The organism is Acidimicrobiia bacterium (genome assembly GCA_036271555.1).
Taxonomy (GTDB): Bacteria; Actinomycetota; Acidimicrobiia; order IMCC26256; family PALSA-610; genus DATBAK01.
The window spans coordinates 25,170-41,199 of sequence record DATBAK010000048.1 but is presented as its reverse complement, the minus strand read 5'-3'; the positions used below and the strand labels follow the sequence as shown (position 1 = coordinate 41,199).

The following is a 16,030-nucleotide window of genomic DNA, read 5'->3' as shown; positions in this document are numbered from 1 at the left end:
CGCGGGATGGGAGCGCATGCGGTCGCTTGCTCGCTCCGCTCGCCGCTCGCACGCTCGGCATGTCTCGATCATCGGCTGGAGACCTCGTCGTCGGTATAGCCGCGCGGTTGTGCGTCGCCCGCGAAGCCGATCGCGTCCCAGCCGCGCTGGTCGCGGTTGCCGCCGTACTCGGGCGCCCCGTAGCAGGCCTCGCAGACGTGGCCGTAGAGCAGCGCGCCGAACACCTCGGCCGCCGCGAGTCGGGCGTCCTGCTCGTCGGCGTCGACGCGCACGAAGTCGTCGCCGAGCGCGTCGATGCCGTTGCGGTACGCCTCCTGCCAGCCGACGACGGGGCCGTTGAACTCGCGTTCGGGACGCCCCTGCGAACCCTCGATTCGCGTTCGCCAGGTCAGCTCCTCGAGCGGGCTCAACGCGATGAAGTCGGCGAACGACGCGTCGCCGCCCTTGCGACCCGAGAAGGGTCCGCCCGCGAAGATGCGCGGCGGGTCGAACGTGAACGCTCCGAGCAGCCCGTCGATGTAGTCGACGGCGCCGAGCGCGGCCGCACCCGGATGCGATCCGTACGGCGGCACGAGGCGGTCGACCGCAGCGCGCAGCACCTCGGCGTCGGCCGCGGAGAGATGGACGTGGTCGCTCACCGTGCTGCGGCGCGTTCCGGCATCAGCGCGCGACCGCAGCGAGCGGCGCGACCCAACGGGATGGCTGAGGCGTCAGCAGCGGCGAGTGCAGCGAGCGCGACCGGAAAGCATCGTTCAGACGACCTTTTTGTCGAGGTCGCGGATGACGTTCGCGAGCGACTCGAGCAACTTGCGGGAGAAACCGGGCGCGTCCGCGAGCAGTTTCGAGAAGGCGCGCCGGCTGATGATCGCGACCTCGAGGTCGGACTGCGCGACGACGGTCGCCGAGCGCGGCCCCTTGCTCAGCAACGCGAGCTCGCCCACCGCGTCGCCCGGTCCGAGCGTCGCGAGCTTCCGACCGTTGCGCGAGACCCGGGCCGAACCGACGAGGAGCACGTACATCGTGTCGCCCTCGTCGCCTTCGGTCATGATCGTCGAGTTCTTGGGCACCACGCCGATCCGGGCCGCCTTGGCGATCGCGCGCAGCTCCTTCTTGCCGCAGGCGCTGAAGATGCGCGCCGCGCCGAGAATCTCGGGCAGTGCCGTGGTGGCCTGCCGGCGGTTCGCCGCATCGAGCTCCAGCGCGCGCACCCGGTCGCGGACGATCTGATGACTGATCAGCGGATTGCCCACGCTGCCCCCCTCGCCGTCGAGTTGCCGACACTACCGAGTCAATCGACGCGCAGCACGTAGTTGCCGAGGTCGTCGAGCCGCGCCGTCGAACCCGGGGGGACCACGACGACGGTGAACGGCTCCTCGATCAGCGCCGGCCCGCGGACCTCGCTGCCCGGTGCGAGCGCAGGCCCGTCGTGCACCGGCGTGTCGACGAAGTCGGTGCCGAAGTACGCGGGCCGCGTGCCCTTCACCGCGCCGTCGGCGGCCTGTGAAGCGCTCGCCTGCGCGAGCCGCTCCGGCTTCGGCGTGCGACCGCGCGCGACGAGCCGGACGCCGCGCAGCAGCGGCTGCTGGTTACGGAAGCAGAAGCCACGCTCGGTCTGGTGCTGGTCGTGGAAGCGCTCGGCGAGGTCGAGCAGACCGGGCTCGTCGAGCTCGGGACCCTCGGGCACGGGCACGCTCATGTCGAAGTTCTGGCCCGGATAACACATCTGCGCGTACAGCGCGCGCTCGATGCCGTCGTCGGCGAGGCCCGTCGGCTCGAGCTCCTTGCGGGTCTCGTCGAGAACCTCGGACATCAGCGTGCGCAACCGCGAGAGGTCGACCTGCGACAGGGGAGTGACGTACGCGCGCACGACGTCGACGACGTAGTCGGCCACGAGCACGCCGAGCGCCGAGAACGCGGGCGCCGCCTTCGGCACGACGATGCGGTCGATGCCGAGCTCGGCCGCGATCGCCCACGCGTGCACCGCGCCGTTACCGCCGTACGCGATCAGCGCGAGCTCACGCGGATCGGCCCCGTGACCCGCGAGCACCTTGCGCGTCGCGTTCGCCATGTTCGAGTTCACGATGCGCTCGATGCCCCACGCGGCCTCGACGACGTCGACGCCGAGCGGGTCGGCGACCTCGCGCCGGATCGCGTCGCGCGCCGCCTCGACGTCGAGGTGCATGCGCCCGGCCGCGAACCCGTCGGCCGGCAGGTAGCCGAGCACCGCGTCGGCGTCGGTCACGGTCGGTTGCGTGCCGCCGCGGCTGTAGCAAACGGGACCCGGCTTCGAGCCCGCCGATTCGGGGCCGACGAGCAGCGCGCCCTGGCGCACACGCGCGATCGAGCCGCCGCCCGCGCCGACGCTCTGCACGTCGACCATGGGGAGCCCGATGTAGTAGCGGTAGCGCCAGTTCCAGTCGGTCTTGATCTCGGGCCGGCCGTCGCGCACGAGGCAGAGGTCGAAGCTGGTGCCGCCCATGTCGACGGCGACGAACTTGTCGATGCCGGCCTGCTCGGCCGCAACCGTCGCGCCCATCACGCCGCCGGTCGGACCCGACGCGAGCAGCGAGACCGCGCGCCGCGACACGTAGTCGGGGGGCATGACGCCACCCGTCGACTGCATGATCAGCAGCGGACCCGCGTAGCCGCCGCGCCGCAGCTTGTCCTCGAGCCGGTCGACGTAGCTCGCGATGCGCGGCGCGACGTACGCGTTCACGAGCGTCGTCGACACGCGCTCGAACTCGGGGCCGCGCGGCATCACCTCGTGCGAGAGCGAGATGTGCTCGACGTCGGGGAACTCTTCGAGCACGATCTCGCGCGTCCGGCGCTCGTGCGCGGGATTGACGAACGAGAAGAGGTACATCACCGCGATCGAACGGACGCCGAGCGCCTTGAGCCGCTGCACCCCGCGCCGCACCGCGTCCTCGTCGAGCGGCTTGAGCACACCGCCCTCGAAGTCGACGCGCTCGGGGATCGGGATGCGCGCCCGCCGGCGCGCGATCGGCAGCGGTCCCGCCGCGGAGGGATCCCAGATCTCCTCCTTGTGGCAGCGGCGCATCTCGATCTCGTCGCGATGACCCTCGGTGACGAGCAGACCGGTCGCCGCACCGTTCATCTCGATCATCGTGTTGTCGGCGGTGGTGGTGCCGTGCACGAGGATGTCGAGTCGGCCGCAGAGATCGGTGAGCGAGATGCCGAAACGCTCGCTCAGCTGCTCGAGCCCGTTCATCACCCCCGTCGACTGGTCGTCGAGCGTGGTGGGCGTCTTGTCGAGGACGATCTCGCCCTCGGGTGTGACGCAGATGATGTCGGTGAACGTGCCGCCCACATCCACTCCGACGCGGTAACCGGTCACGGGCGCGACTTTCTCATCTCTGCGCGGAGCTGATGTGTGCCGTCGACGTCGAGCGCGAGCGAGAGGTCGTCGAGCGAACCGGTGAACACGACGCCGTAGTCGCGGCGCGCGCCTTCGGTGCTCACGTACTCGTCGAGCACGTCGTCGAGCACGGCCTGCGGATCGCGATCGAGCGGGTTGCCCCAACCGCCGCCGCCGCCGTAGTCGTACATGACCCGCTCACCCGCGCTGATCGGCACGTAGTTCGCGGTGTGCTCCACGCGGAACGGATCGTCGGAGCCGTAGCGGATGACCATCTCGTTCGGCGCGCCGTTGTCGCCACCGCAGATGCCGGGCATCGGGTACTTCATGCCGACGACGTACGTGTACACGGTCGCGTCGACGCGCACTTCCTTCTCGTAGTGACTGCCGGGAATGCCGCGCCATTCACCTGCGCCGCCGGAGTCGATGCGGTAGTCGCGGCTCCACTGCACGTGCGGGAACAGGCTCTCGTTGATCTCCGCAGTCGCCTTCCAGAGGTTCCCGAACGACGCGTTGAGCGCGCCCCACGCGTCCATGCCCTTCGCGGCGTTGCACCAGCCCGCGTACACCTCGGCCGAGTGGTCGGTGAAGCGCGCGCCGGTGCGCGGGTCGACGCCGACGATGATCGTGGGGATGCCCGTCTTGTAGGTCTGGGGCACGGCCTTGTCGGGGAGCACGTGCTGCATCGCGACCGCGATGACCTCGCCGACGTCGGCGCCGGGGTGGTGCGTGCCCGCGCTCACGGGGCGGCCCGGCGGCGGGTTCAGCACGCAACCCTGCGGCACGACGAGCTTGATCTGGTCGAAGAAGCCCTCGTTCTTCGGGATCTCGGGATCCATCATCGAGGCGATCTGACCGATCGTGTAGCCGCGCGTGTTGCCGTACGTGGACCACGCCTGGAGCTCGGGACGCGAGTCGCTCCCCGAGTAGTCGATCGTGAGCGAGTCGCCGGCGACCGTGATCTTCACGTGCAGGTGCACGTCGGGATTGCCGAGCGGATCGTGGTCGACGTACGCGTCGGCCTCGTATACGCCGTCGGGCCACTCCGTCACTTCTTCGCGGAAGCGGCTCGCCGCGTAGTCGATCATGTAGTCGACCGACTCCTCGACCATCGCGGTGCCGTGGTGATCGAGGATCTCGGTGAGCCGCTGCACACCGAGTTGCGCGGAACCGATCTGCGCGTGCAGGTCGCCGATGTAGTCGGGGATGCGGTTGTTCGCCTGCAGCGCGTACAGCACGTCGCGCCGTTCGACGCCGCGGTCGATCACCTTCACGACCGGCCAGCGCACGCCCTCGCCCCAGATGTCGCTCGCGGTCACGTTGTAACCGCCGGGGACCGCGCCGCCGGTGTCGCCGTGATGGCACTGGATGCTCGCGATGAGCACCATGCGCCGGTTGCCGTGAGCGTCGTCGGCGAAGACCGGCGCGAACACGTTGTAGTCGGGGAGGTGGCCGCCGCCGTGATACGGGTCGTTGGCGACGAAGACGTCGCCCTCGCGGAACTCGGCCGAGCCGAGGAACTCGAGCGCGAAGCGCACCGGCAACGTCGACGTGAGCATGAACTGCGGGATGCCGACCGACAGCGCGGCGAGCCGGCCCTGCGCGTCGAGGATGGTCGCGTTGCGCTCGTTGCTCTGGTTCAGGATCGGCGTCGTCGCGGTGCGCGACACATACATCGCCATCTCGAAGCAGATGGTCTCCATGCCGCCGCGGATGACCTCCGCGGTGACCGGATCGACGGTCGGATGCTCGCTGAGCCGCTGCCGGCTGCCGGCGAGTCGCACCATGTCGACGTTGGTCATGCGCTTCCCCTCGCGATCGAACGGCGCCACTCGCGAAACTGACGCTGATGTCAGTAGTTTAGGTCGATGGCAGACGCTCCGTCCGGGCTGAGCGGGGTGGCTGCAGCCGACCCGCAGCGGCTCGCGTTCGTGTCCGGCGACCGGCACGTCACCTACGGCGAGCTGGACGAACGCACCGATCGGCTGGCGCGGGTGCTGCGCACGATGGGCGTGGTGGCGGGTGAGCGCATCGCGATCATGCTGCCGAACGACGTCGCCTTCTTCGAGGTGTGGGCGGCCGCCGCGAAGCTCGAGTGCGCGGTCGTGCTCGTGAACTTCCATCTGAAGGCCGACGAGCTCGCGTACATCCTCGAGGACTCCGGCGCGCGTGTCCTCGTCGCGCACGAACGGCTGCGCGCCGACTTCGAGCCCGCGATCGCGCGCGGCGGTTGTTCCGTGCTCGTGGTCGGCGGCGCGCCCGACGAGTACGAAGCGGCGGTTGCGGCCGCGCCGGTCGCGGCGGGTTCCGAGCCGCTCGCGCCGTGCCTCGTGCTCGCGCCGCCCGTCTTCTACACGTCGGGTACGACGGGCCGGCCGAAGGGCGTGATCCACGGCTCGCTCGGTTCCGGCGGCAAGCAGGCGGCGGCGGTGCAGCAGGGCCAGATCATGCTCTGGGGGTGGACGGCCGACGACACCTACATCCTTTCGGGTCCCGCGTATCACGCAGGCCCGGGCGGCTATGTGATGTCGGCGTTGTTCGTCGGCGCGCGCTCGGTGATCCTGCAACCGGGTTCGACGGGCGCGTGGGACGCGCGTGAGTGGCTGCGACTGGTCGAGCGCGAGCGGGTGACGATCTCGTTCATGACGCCCGCGCACTTCATCCGCATCCTCGAAGTGCCGGCGTCGGAGCGCGCGCGGTTCGACCTGTCGTCGTTGCGCGTGATCGCGCACGGCGGCGCGCCGTGTCCGGTTCCGGTGAAGGAGCGGGTGCTGGACGCGCTCGCGCCCGCGCAGGTGTGGGAGCTCTACGGCGCGAGCGAGGGCGGCGCGACCCGCATCTCACCCGACGAATGGCGCGCGCGCCCGGGAAGCGTCGGCTTGCCGTGGCCCGGCGTCGAGGTGCGCGTGCTCTCGGACTCGTTCGACGCCCTGCCGCCGGGCGAGACGGGGCTCGTCTACATCCGTCCCGCAGGTGGCGCGCGCTTCCACTACCACGACGACGACGACAAGACCGCGTCGGCGTGGCACGACGACGCGTTCACCGTCGGCGATGTCGGCCATCTCGACGCCGACGGCTACCTCTACCTGACCGATCGCGCGAGCGACATGGTGATCCGCGGCGGTGTGAACATCTACCCGCGTGAGATCGAGGACGTGCTGTTCACGCACGCGGCCGTCGTCGACTGCGCGGTGTTCGGTGTGCCCGACGAGCGACTCGGCGAGCGCCTGCACGCGGTGATCGAGACGCGCGCGCCGGTTTCCGACGATCAGCTCGACGCGTGGTGCCGGGACCGGCTCGCCGACTACAAGGTGCCGGCGTCGTGGGAGATCGTCGACGAGCTGCCGCGCCATCCGAACGGCAAGGTGCTGAAGCGGCTCCTCCGCGAGCAGGCCTGGGCGGGCCGGGACCAACGCATCGGTTGACGGTGGTACTGCGTTGTCGGCGTATCGCCGAACAACGCAGTACCACTGACCGACGGAGGGCCGATAACCTGCTCGCCGTGCGCTGAGCTCAGACCCGCTGCCGCTGTCCGCCTTCTTCCTGCGCAGGTCTGCCATGACTCACGTCACGCCCCATCTCGCGTCGCTCGTCGCTCGCGACGTCTCCAAAGCGTTCGGTCCCCACGTCGTGCTGGCGCACGTCTCGATCACGGTCGCGCCGGGCGACCGGGTCGGCATCGTCGCGCCCAACGGCACCGGCAAGTCGACGCTCCTGCGCGTCCTCGCCGGCATCGAGACTCCCGACGCGGGCAGCGTCTCGTGCATCCCGCCGAACGCGACCGTCGGCTATCTGCCGCAGGAGCCCGAGCGCCGCGCCGGAGAGACGCTCCAGCAGTTCCTCGCGCGCCGGACCGGTGTCGCGGGCGCCGAGGCGATGTTGGAGACGAGCGCGCACGCGCTCGCGAGCGGCGAAGCCGGCGCCGACGATACCTATGCACACGCGCTCGATCGCTTCCTCGCGCTCGGCGGTCCCGACTTCGACGCGCGCGTCGGTGTCGTGTGCGAAGAGCTCGGCCTTCCCGAGCGGTTGCTCGCGAGCACGACCGAGACTCTGTCCGGCGGTGAGGCCGCGCGCGCGTCGCTCGCCGCGATCCTGCTGTCACGCTTCGATGTCTTCCTGCTCGACGAGCCGACGAACGACCTCGACTTCGCGGGACTCGACCGGTTGGAAGAGTTCGTCACGCGGTTGCCGGGCGGCGCGGTGATCGTGTCGCACGACCGCGCCTTCCTCGACCGCACGATCAACGCGGTGCTCGAGCTCGACGACCACGAGCACACTGCGAGCGAGTTCAACGGCGGCTGGGCCGCGTATTTGGAGGAACGCGCGATCGCGCGTCGGCACGCGGAAGAGGCGTACGCCGACTACACGACGAAGCGCACCGCGCTGAATCAGCGCGCGCAGCGCGAGCGCGAGTGGTCGATGCAGGGTGTCAGCAAGACGAAGAAGAGCAACGAGAAGGACAAGAACATCCGCGCGTTCCGACGGAACTCGAGCGAGCACGTCGCGGCGAAGGCGCGACTCACCGAGCGCGCGGCCGAACGGCTCGATGTCGTCGAGAAGCCGTGGGAGGGCTGGGAGCTGCACATGGAGATCGCGTCGGCGGCCCGCAGCGGCAGCGTCGTCGCGCGGCTCGAGCACGCGGTCGTGCAGCTCGGGGGGCACGCTCCCGCGGGGACGGGCGGTTCGCCCTGCGGACCGCCCGACTCGGCGTCCGAGGCGTCAGGAGCGGCGAGCGAAGCGAGCGCGACCGGAAGATTTGTGCTCGGCCCGGTCGACCTCGAGATCGGCTGGGCCGAGCGCGTCGCGATCCTCGGTCCCAACGGCAGCGGCAAGACCACGTTGCTGCGCGCGATCCTCGGCGATCTTCCGCTGCGCGCGGGCGAGCGCCGGCTCGGTCCCGGAGTGGTCGTGGGCACGCTCGAGCAGGCGCGGGCCCGCTTCGGCACGAGCCCCACGCTGCTCGACGGCTTCACCGCCGCGAGCCGATTCACGAACGCGGAGAGCCGCTCGCTGCTCGCCAAGTTCGGACTCGGCGCGGAGCACGTCGGGCGCGCGCCGGCGACGCTCTCGCCCGGTGAGCGCACTCGCGCCGAGCTCGCGTTGCTGAGCGCGATCGGCGTGAACTGTCTCGTGCTCGACGAGCCGACGAACCACCTCGACCTGCCCGCGATCGAGCAGTTGGAACAGGCACTCGAGGGGTTCGACGGCACGCTGCTGCTCGTGACGCACGACCGCGGCCTCATCGACGCGCTGCACTTCACGCGCACGATCGAGATCCAGGCCGGGCGGGTGGTGAGCGACCGCGCGGCGTAGCGCGTACTCCGACGGGAGTACGCCCAGCCTCGCCCGACGACGGATTTCGTCACCGCGCGCAGCCCGTACCCTGAGTGCGTGGACGCCGAGGTCTCGACCGCCCGCGCGCCGCATCGGCTCTGGCCCGAGTGGCGCTTCGACGCCGTGGTGGCGGGCGTCGTGGTCGTGCTCCAGGTCGCGTTCACCGCGCTCGCGTCGCGCCACCAGCATCCACATCGCGACTTCACGGTCGCCGCCGTCCTGCTCCTCGCCGTCGGCCCGGTTTCGTTGCTCGTGCGCCGCCGCTACCCACGCCTCGTGCTCGGGTTCGTCTTCGTGTCGACGCTCGCGTACTGGACCGCCGATTTCCCGAAGGGGCCGATCTTCTTCGCGCTCATCGTCGCGTTCGTGACGGTGGTGCTCGACGGTGACCGCGCGTTCGCGGTCGGCGTCGTCGTCGTGGGCTGGGCTGCGTTCCTGTGGGTGCCGTGGCTCTTCGAACGCGACTCGGGCCCGGGGATCGGCGCGATCGTCGGGCTCGCGGCGTGGCTCCTGGTGTTGCTCAGCGGCTCGGAGATCGCGCGGACGCGCCGCGAGCGCGCGATCGAGCGGGCGCAGACGCGCGACGAGAGCGCGCGTCGGCGCGCGAGCGAGGAGCGGGTGCGGATCGCGCAAGACCTCCACGACGTGCTCGCGCACAACATCTCGCTCATCAACGTGCAGGCCGGGGTCGCGCTTCACCTCGGCGACGAGCTGCCCGACTCCGCGCGCGACGCGTTCCAGGCGATCAAGATCGCGAGCCGCGACGCGCTCGGCGAGCTGCGGTCGGTGCTCGACATCCTGCGTGACCCCGAGCACGATCTCCCGCGCGCGCCGGTACCGGGTCTCGGCGATGTCGACGCGCTGGTCGCGCGGGTCGACGCGGCAGGGCTACGGGTCGCGAGCGAGGTGACCGGCAGTCCCCGTCCGCTGCCGACGAGCGTCGACGTAGCCGCGTACCGCATCGTGCAGGAAGCGCTGACGAACGTCGTACGGCACGCCGGCCCCGCGCACGCGCGGGTCCGCATCGAGTACCGGGCCGACGAGGTCGTCATCGAAGTCGTCGACGACGGCGTCGGCGCGCGCAACGGTCACGGAGCGACTGACGGCAATGGAATCGCAGGCATGCGTGAACGGGCGACCGCCGTGGGCGGACGTTTGCAGGCCGGCGGGACCCCCGACGGAGGCTTCCGCGTGCGCGCCGAGTTGCCCACCGGCCTGCCGGTCGGCGAGCCGGCATGATCCGCGTCGTCCTGGCCGACGATCAGGCGCTGGTGCGCGCCGGCTTTCGCGCTCTGCTCGACGCCGAGGCCGATGTCGAGGTCGTCGGTGAGGCGGCCGACGGGCGCGCGGCGGTCGCGCTCACGCGAGAGCACCGGCCCGACGTCGTGCTCATGGACATCCGCATGCCCGAGCTCGACGGGCTCGCGGCGACGCGCATGATCGCCGACGACGTCCGCCTCGCCGCGGTGCACATCGTCATCCTCACGACCTTCGAGCTCGACGAGTACGTGTTCGAAGCGCTGCGATCCGGCGCGAGCGGCTTCCTCGTGAAGGACACCGAGCCCGCGGAGCTCGTGCGCGCCGTTCACGCGGCGGCGGCGGGGGAGGCGTTGCTCTCGCCGAGCGTCACCCGCCGGCTCATCTCCGAGTTCGCGGCGAAGGCGAAGCCGCGTGAGGTCGCGCGCGATCTCGCGGTGCTCACCGATCGGGAGCGCGAGGTCATGGCGCTCGTCGCCGCCGGGCTCACGAACGACGAGATCGCGTCGCGACTCGTGATGAGCCCGGCGACCGCGAAGACACACGTGAGTCGGTCGATGATCAAGCTCGGCGCACGCGACCGCGCACAGCTCGTGGTCTTCGCGTACGAGAGCGGTCTGGTGCAGCCGGGGTGGACCGCCTGACGCGCGTACGCCGGCGGGCGTAGGTGCCGACGGGGTCGCTGCCGCACGAGCCGTAGCGCAGGAACCGACGATCGACGGACGTCGGCGCCGCGGGATCGGCGGATCGTGGAGCGGTCCCGATCCCAATCCTGCGAGGCGCTGCATGACGCTCCATCTCGGTAACCGGCCGCCGGCGATCCGTGCCGTCGGCCTCACCAAGCGGTTCGGTCACCAGATCGCGGTCGACGACGTCTCGTTCGAAGTGCCGAACGGCGTCGTCGCCGGGTTCGTCGGTCCGAACGGCGCGGGCAAGTCCACCACGTTGCGAATGCTGCTCGGCCTCGTGCGTCCGACGAGCGGCGAAGCCGAGGTGCTCGGACGCTCGATCGAGCACCCGTACGACTACCTCCCTGCCGTCGGCGCGCTCATCGAGGGCCCCGCGTTCTACGCCCCACTCAGCGGGCGCGAGAACCTCGAGGTGCTCGCGACGCTCGGCGGTGTCGAGCGCAATCGCGTGGCCACAGTGCTCGACATCGTCAACCTCGCGGAGCGCGCGGGCGATCCGTTCAAGACGTACTCGCTGGGCATGAAGCAACGGCTCGGCATTGCGGCCGCGTTGCTGCGCGATCCCGCGCTACTGGTCCTCGACGAGCCGACGAACGGCCTCGACCCCGCGGGTATGCGCGACATGCGCGAGCTCGTCACCGCGATCGCGGCGCAGGGTCCGACGGTGTTCGTGTCGTCGCACCTGCTCGGTGAGATCCAGAGCGTGTGCAACTGGCTCGTCGTCGTGCAGCGCGGCCGCCTCGCGTACCAGGGCTCGGTCGCGGAGCTCATCGACGGCGCGATCGAGCATCTCGTCGTCGCAACCGAACGCGCGGAAGACCTTGCAACCGTGGCGCGGATCGCGCAGGCCGCCGGGCACGAGGCCACCGTCGCCGACGGCCGGCTCACCGTTGCCGCGCCCGCGACGTTTGCCGGCGAGCTCGCGCGTCGCAGCGCCGCGGAAGGCATCACCCTCACCGAGATGACGCCGGTGCGGGGCACGCTCGAAGACCGATTCCTGCAACTCACGGGAGAACTGTCATGAACGATCGAACCTCCGGCGCCTTCCGCGCCGAGCTCATGAAGCTGCGCCGTCCGAAGATGCTTGCCGGCTTCTACGGCGCGATGGTCGGCTTCTCGGTGCTTGCGACGACGCTCGCGTTCCTCGTGGCGAAAGACCGGCCGCAGGTGTTCAACGGCGACCGGCCCGGTGCCGTCGGCTTCAGCCTCGCCGACCTCACGGGGAGCGCCGGCGCGACCCGGGGCTTCGTGCTCGGTGCCGGATTCGTCGGCGTGATCGTGCTCGTGATGTTCGCGGTGAGCATCGCGAGCGAGCACTCGTACGGCACGCTGCGGACGCTCGCGCTGTTCGAACCGCGACGATTGCGGTTGCTCGCGGGCAAGATCGCCGCGCTCGTCGTGTTCGTCGCGATCGGTTACGCGCTCGCCGAGGTCGCCGGCATCCTCACCGCGTACATCGCGGCCGGAATCAAAGGCGTGCCCGTGCACGCGTGGACGACGGGCGCGGGTCTGCAGTCGACCGCGTCGGCGTTCGGCGACGCGGTGCTGTCGGGCATCGGCTGGGGACTGCTCGGCATGATGGCCGCGATCGCACTCCGCACGTTGCCGATCACGCTCGCGGTGATGCTCGCGTGGGTGTTCCCGTTCGAGAACATCATGTTCCGTTCGTGGGCGGCGGCCGACCGGTGGTTCCCGGGCCTGCTGCTGCAAGGCGTCGGATCGGGGAGCGGCGGTTCCGGCGGCTGGACCCGCGCGGTGCTGATGACCGCGCTCTACGCCGGCCTGTTCCTCGCGGCGTCGAGCCTCATCTTCCGACGACGCGACATCACGGCGTAGTGATCCGCCGAACGCGCCCTGGCATGCCTTTGTCGCGTACCCGCCGTTATGTGCGGAGGAAGGCGCGCCGCGTGAATCGTGAAGTCGCCTGTCACCACGACGACGTGATGGGTGCTCCCGTCGTCGCCGAACGCGCAGTGATACACCGCAGGTTCGTCGCCACGCCCTGAGCGATCGACGAACGCGCGTGTCTTCTCGATGACCCAATCCGGAACCTCGGCCACCATGCGCCCAGATTGGCTGATCCCATGCTCGGGCGGTAGCGCCGAGCGGCAGTTATGGCGCCGTCAGGAACGACTGGATCGCGTTCGCCGTCTCGGCGTGCCTCTTGATCGTCAGATGGTTGGCATCGACCTCAACCAGAGTCGCGTCGGGTACTTCTCGCATGAAGCGGTCTCGATCGGCGATCGGCACCACGAACCCGCTACCGGGTCGCATCTCTTGGGAAGCTCTGACGAGCAGTGTCGGCATCGTCAGGTACTTCCATCGCGCGTAGGGGTGTTGCGTCCAGGTGTACGCCCGATCTTCTTCGACGGCCTCCGGGCTCGTTCGGTGCCTGAAGCGACCGTCGACCTCGGTCACGTCGGCGAGATGGACGCGATCCCAGTACTTGTCCCACGGCTCGATCAGTCCTCCCGACCGGACGTGCGTCAGATACTGCTCCACGGAGTCGTAGGTCGACCGCAAATCGTCAATTTCGCCGGCGATCACTGCACCAACGCCTCGATCGACACGTCCGGCGATGTCGATCAGGACGACGCGACGCAACCTGCTCGCGTCGAGTTCAGCGGTCTTCATCGCCACCGACCCGCCCATCGAGTGGCCGATCATGCTGAACTGCTCGGTGCCGAGCGCATCCGCGATGGCCAGAACGTCCCGTGCGTGATTCTCCCACCCGTAGCTGCCCGGCGCAGTCTTGTCGCTCTTGCCTCGGCCGCGCGGGTCCAGCGCGACCAACTGCAACTCATCACTACCAAGACGCTCACCGAGGAACGCAAATCGCTCGGCCGAGCCCTTCAGACCCGGGAACCCGATGACCAGCGGACCAGAGCGAGAGCCCCAACGTTGCGCACGGAGCCGTGATCCCCGCACGACGATCTCAAGATCCTCGGCAAGCGCCATCGCGCGCATCATGCCCGCTCTGCGCTCGCAACGCGAGGCGCCTCAGGCTCGCCTCGACAAGGCAGGCCGCCTTCCGTTTCCGCCATAGGTAGATCGCGAGAGCCGACGCGGACGACATTGCCCGGATTCGCGATCCCACCGTCGAGTGGCGCCTCGTCCCCATCGTCACTCGACACGGCGCGGTGCGCGCCCGACCAGAGCTCAGCTGAAGAGCAGATCCGCCAGGCGGTCGTGGTGCCACGACGTCGGGCCGAGCAGGTACTCGGACGCAGTCGCGCGCCGGATGAAGAGGTGAAGATCGTGCTCCCACGTGTAGCCGATGCCACCGTGGATCTGGATGCCGTCCTTCGAGCAGCGCCGCGCCGCGTCGCCGGCCGCCGCCTTCGCCACGTGCGCGGCGCGGGTGCGGTCGGCGTCGGCCGCGTCGACGGTCATCGACGCGTACTGCACCGCCGCGGTCGCGCGCTCGAGCGCGAGCGCGAGGTCGGCGAGCTTGTGCTGGATCGCCTGGAACGAGCCGATCGGCACGTCGAACTGCTTGCGTTCCTTCGCGTACTCGAGGGCCATGTCGAACAGCCGGCGCGCGGTGCCGACCATCTCGGCCGCGATGACCGTGTGCGCGCGGTCGCGCCACGCTTCCCATGCGTCGGCGGAGAGTTCGAACGATTCGCTCTCGACGTCGCCGACGTCGATGCGGAAGACGGGCCGCGTCGAGTCGACCGTGCGAATCGGTACGGGGTCGACGCGGTCGCGCGGCACCACGCGCACCGACGGGCCCGACTCGAGGATCACGATCCAGTCGGCGAGGTCGGCGTCGAGCACGAAATACTTCACGGTCTCGGCGTTCGGGATCCACTCGCCCGAGTTTCCTGCGATCGCGACCGTGGCGACCGCCTCACCGCTGATGACGGGCTCGAGCTGCGGATGCCGGATCGCTTCGAGCAGCGGACCCGCGAGCACGGCCGACGCGAAGAACGGTCCCGGTGCCGCGACGTAACCCATCTCCTCGAGGAACACGCAGAGGTCGCTCGCCGCGCCGGTCCCGAGCCCCGCGAACTCGCGCACGTGCTTGCGCAGCGGCACGATCGCGCTGCGATCCGTCATGTGCTCGCGCAGCAGCGTCGTCGGACACTCCTTCGCGAACATCGCGCGCGCGGTCTCGCGCAGGAGCTCCTGGTCGGGAGTGAAGGTGAAGTCCATCGTTACTTCCGCGGGAGCCCGAGGATGCGTTGGGCGATGATGTTGCGCTGGATCTCGGAGCTGCCGCCGGCGATCGTGTTGGCGAAGCTCATGAAGAACATGTTCACCCAACGTCCGTTCTCGTCGCCGAGCTCGGGATCGGTCACTGCGGCGAACGGTCCGCACAGCTCCATGCCGAGCTCGAACACCGCCTTGCCGGCCTCCGACGTCGCCATCTTCATGTAGGAGTGCTCGGGCGCCGACGAGCCCTGCGCGAACGACGCGAATCCCTTGTACCCGAGCGCGCGCAGGCTCGCGGCCAGCTCGTACTTCTCGGCGATGCGCCGGCGCGCGACGGGATCGAGGTCGTGACCCGTGCGCTTCGCGAGGTCGACGAGCGCGAACACCGTCTGCTCGAGTCGCGACACGCTGTCGACCCAGAGACCCGCACGCTCGTGTGCGAGCGATCCCTGCGTGATCATCCAGCCGCCGTTGAGCTCACCGACCAGGTTCTCGCGCGGCACCTCGACGTCGGTGAAGAAGACCTCGGCGAAGTCGGCCTTGCCGTTGATGTGACGGAGCGGGCGCACGTCGATGCCCGGTGTGTCCATGTCGATGATGAGCAGCGAGATGCCGCGGTGCTTCGGCGCCGACGGATCGGTGCGCACGTAGCAGAAGCACTTGCTCGCGATCATCGCGTAGCTCGTCCACACCTTCTGCCCGTTGACGACGAAGTGGTCGTCGAACAGTTGTGCGCGCGTCTGCAGCCCCGCGAGGTCGGAGCCCGCGTTGGGCTCGCTCATCCCGATGCACCAGATCGTGTCGCCGCGGATCGCCGCGGGCACCAACTTCTTCTGCTCGTCGTTGCCGAACTCGAGCAGGCTCGGCGCGACGATCGCGTAGCCGGGGAAGTGCGTCGCGCGCGGGATGCGCCGCTTCGACAGCTCCTCGAGATAGATGAGCGTCTGGATCGGCGTGGAGTTCCGTCCGCCGAGCTCGGGCGGGTACGCGGGGATCATCCAGCCGTTGTCGAACAGCTTCGCCTGCCACGCGCGCAGCCAGTCGGGGATGATCGAGGCTTCGTCGGGACGGGACTCGCCGAAGTCGTAGCCGTGCGCTTCCGGCGGCGCTTCGGTGTCGAGGAAGGTCGCGAGCTCGGCGCGGAATGCCTCGTCCTGCGCGCTCCAAGCCAGCTGCATTGCGCTCCCGCGCCTTCCCGTGATCCCGTGAAACC

Annotated in this window: 13 protein-coding genes; 6 read left to right on the top strand and 7 right to left on the bottom strand. The window is 69.8% G+C overall.

The window, feature by feature from the left end; genetic code table 11:
- Nucleotides 1-68: 68 nt before the first annotated feature.
- The 4 genes from VH914_12290 to VH914_12275 all read right to left on the bottom strand — a co-directional run bounded on the left by VH914_12290 (nucleotide 69) and on the right by VH914_12275 (nucleotide 5,178).
- A complete protein-coding gene (locus VH914_12290) occupies nucleotides 69-638 on the bottom strand; it encodes a gluconate 2-dehydrogenase subunit 3 family protein (GenBank protein HEX4491977.1) in 570 nt (189 codons plus the stop codon).
- Nucleotides 639-752: 114 nt separating this feature from the next.
- Nucleotides 753-1,250, bottom strand: coding sequence for a cyclic nucleotide-binding domain-containing protein (locus tag VH914_12285; GenBank protein ID HEX4491976.1), 498 nt, complete (start codon nucleotides 1,248-1,250; stop codon nucleotides 753-755).
- A 38-nt stretch (nucleotides 1,251-1,288) separates the two neighbouring features.
- Nucleotides 1,289-3,355 (bottom strand): hydantoinase/oxoprolinase family protein, encoded by a 2,067-nt coding sequence (locus VH914_12280; protein ID HEX4491975.1) that lies wholly within the window; start codon nucleotides 3,353-3,355, stop codon nucleotides 1,289-1,291.
- Nucleotides 3,352-5,178: a hydantoinase B/oxoprolinase family protein gene (locus VH914_12275; GenBank protein ID HEX4491974.1), complete on the bottom strand. Its 1,827-nt coding sequence runs from the start codon at nucleotides 5,176-5,178 to the stop codon at nucleotides 3,352-3,354. Before VH914_12275 ends, VH914_12280 begins: the two co-directional genes overlap by 4 nt.
- A 66-nt stretch (nucleotides 5,179-5,244) precedes the next feature.
- Between VH914_12275 and VH914_12270 the strand changes: the two genes are divergently transcribed.
- The 6 genes from VH914_12270 (at nucleotide 5,245) to VH914_12245 (ending at nucleotide 12,495) form a co-directional block, all read left to right on the top strand.
- Nucleotides 5,245-6,801 carry an AMP-binding protein gene (locus tag VH914_12270; protein ID HEX4491973.1) on the top strand — a complete coding sequence of 519 codons (1,557 nt, stop codon included), beginning with the start codon at nucleotides 5,245-5,247 and terminating at the stop codon, nucleotides 6,799-6,801.
- A gap of 133 nt (nucleotides 6,802-6,934) precedes the next feature.
- Nucleotides 6,935-8,692, top strand: a complete 1,758-nt coding sequence (locus VH914_12265; GenBank protein ID HEX4491972.1) for an ABC-F family ATP-binding cassette domain-containing protein — start codon at nucleotides 6,935-6,937, stop codon at nucleotides 8,690-8,692.
- A 78-nt stretch (nucleotides 8,693-8,770) separates the two neighbouring features.
- Complete coding sequence (locus VH914_12260) at nucleotides 8,771-9,952, top strand: sensor histidine kinase (GenBank protein HEX4491971.1); 1,182 nt, start codon at nucleotides 8,771-8,773, stop codon at nucleotides 9,950-9,952.
- Nucleotides 9,949-10,614, top strand: a complete 666-nt coding sequence (locus tag VH914_12255; protein HEX4491970.1) for a response regulator transcription factor — start codon at nucleotides 9,949-9,951, stop codon at nucleotides 10,612-10,614. The genes VH914_12260 and VH914_12255 overlap by 4 nt, the downstream gene beginning before the upstream one ends.
- A gap of 142 nt (nucleotides 10,615-10,756) precedes the next feature.
- The gene (locus tag VH914_12250; GenBank protein ID HEX4491969.1) at nucleotides 10,757-11,683 is read left to right on the top strand and encodes an ABC transporter ATP-binding protein; all 927 of its coding nucleotides are present in this window, start codon (nucleotides 10,757-10,759) and stop codon (nucleotides 11,681-11,683) included.
- The gene (locus VH914_12245) at nucleotides 11,680-12,495 is read left to right on the top strand and encodes a hypothetical protein (protein HEX4491968.1); all 816 of its coding nucleotides are present in this window, start codon (nucleotides 11,680-11,682) and stop codon (nucleotides 12,493-12,495) included. Before VH914_12250 ends, VH914_12245 begins: the two co-directional genes overlap by 4 nt.
- Nucleotides 12,496-12,771: 276 nt before the next feature.
- On the opposite strand, the gene VH914_12240 is transcribed toward VH914_12245, so the two are convergent.
- From VH914_12240 to VH914_12230, 3 genes are all read right to left on the bottom strand, one after another.
- Complete coding sequence (locus VH914_12240; protein HEX4491967.1) at nucleotides 12,772-13,617, bottom strand: alpha/beta hydrolase; 846 nt, start codon at nucleotides 13,615-13,617, stop codon at nucleotides 12,772-12,774.
- 201 nt (nucleotides 13,618-13,818) lie between these two features.
- Nucleotides 13,819-14,817, bottom strand: coding sequence for an acyl-CoA dehydrogenase family protein (locus VH914_12235; GenBank protein ID HEX4491966.1), 999 nt, complete (start codon nucleotides 14,815-14,817; stop codon nucleotides 13,819-13,821).
- A 2-nt stretch (nucleotides 14,818-14,819) separates the two neighbouring features.
- On the bottom strand, nucleotides 14,820-15,995 hold the full coding sequence (locus VH914_12230; protein HEX4491965.1) for an acyl-CoA dehydrogenase family protein: 1,176 nt from the start codon (nucleotides 15,993-15,995) through the stop codon (nucleotides 14,820-14,822).
- Nucleotides 15,996-16,030: the final 35 nt, after the last annotated feature.

Coding starts and splice junctions, on each gene's coding strand:
- VH914_12235 (HEX4491966.1), bottom strand. CDS start 14,817: ATGGACTTCACCTTCACTCCCGACCAGGAGCTCCTGCGCGAGACCGCG.
- VH914_12265 (HEX4491972.1), top strand. CDS start 6,935: ATGACTCACGTCACGCCCCATCTCGCGTCGCTCGTCGCTCGCGACGTC.
- VH914_12270 (HEX4491973.1), top strand. CDS start 5,245: ATGGCAGACGCTCCGTCCGGGCTGAGCGGGGTGGCTGCAGCCGACCCG.
- VH914_12275 (HEX4491974.1), bottom strand. CDS start 5,178: ATGACCAACGTCGACATGGTGCGACTCGCCGGCAGCCGGCAGCGGCTC.
- VH914_12245 (HEX4491968.1), top strand. CDS start 11,680: ATGAACGATCGAACCTCCGGCGCCTTCCGCGCCGAGCTCATGAAGCTG.
- VH914_12250 (HEX4491969.1), top strand. CDS start 10,757: ATGACGCTCCATCTCGGTAACCGGCCGCCGGCGATCCGTGCCGTCGGC.
- VH914_12230 (HEX4491965.1), bottom strand. CDS start 15,995: ATGCAGCTGGCTTGGAGCGCGCAGGACGAGGCATTCCGCGCCGAGCTC.
- VH914_12240 (HEX4491967.1), bottom strand. CDS start 13,617: ATGGCGCTTGCCGAGGATCTTGAGATCGTCGTGCGGGGATCACGGCTC.
- VH914_12255 (HEX4491970.1), top strand. CDS start 9,949: ATGATCCGCGTCGTCCTGGCCGACGATCAGGCGCTGGTGCGCGCCGGC.